Source organism: Staphylococcus sp. HMSC061G12 (assembly GCF_001838465.1).
Lineage (GTDB): Bacteria > Bacillota > Bacilli > Staphylococcales > Staphylococcaceae > Staphylococcus > Staphylococcus simulans.
In genome coordinates, this window is sequence record NZ_KV837130.1 from 1 (window position 1) to 466 (window position 466).

A 466-nucleotide genomic window follows, 5' to 3' on the forward strand; every position below is an offset into this window, starting at 1 on the left:
TGTAACTTTATCTTTCACTTCTTGTTCTGTTGTGTTTTGACCAAATGGTTTTGTGATTGGTTGAATTGTTGGCTCATACGTATCTGAGTCTTTTGGTCCAGTTGTAACTTTTACATTGACAATATCTGTTGTGTTGTCTGGATATGTCACTGTGACTGGAACTTCCACTTCGCCCGGTGTTTGACCATCTGGAATTTTTGCTTCATCTACTGACACTGTATATGGTTGACCATTTTCTGGGTAACCTGGAACAATCACTTTTGATTTCACTTCATCTGGTGTTGCTTTCTCACCGAAATGTTTAGTAATTTCTCCTGTTGTTGGTTGGTAAGTCTCAGAATTTTTTGGTCCTACCGTTACTTTCACATTAACTGTATCAGTAGTTTTATCCGGATATGTGACTGTTACAGGAACTTGAGTTTCTCCGCTAGTTTGTCCGTTTGGCAATTTACTTGTATCTACTGTG

Annotated in this window: 1 protein-coding gene; it reads right to left on the reverse strand. The window is 38.4% G+C overall.

Going from position 1 to position 466, the window contains the following annotated elements; all coding sequences use genetic code 11:
- A partial coding sequence (locus tag HMPREF2937_RS13740; RefSeq protein WP_257245375.1) for a Rib/alpha-like domain-containing protein occupies positions 1 to 466 on the reverse strand: 466 nt, incomplete at both ends.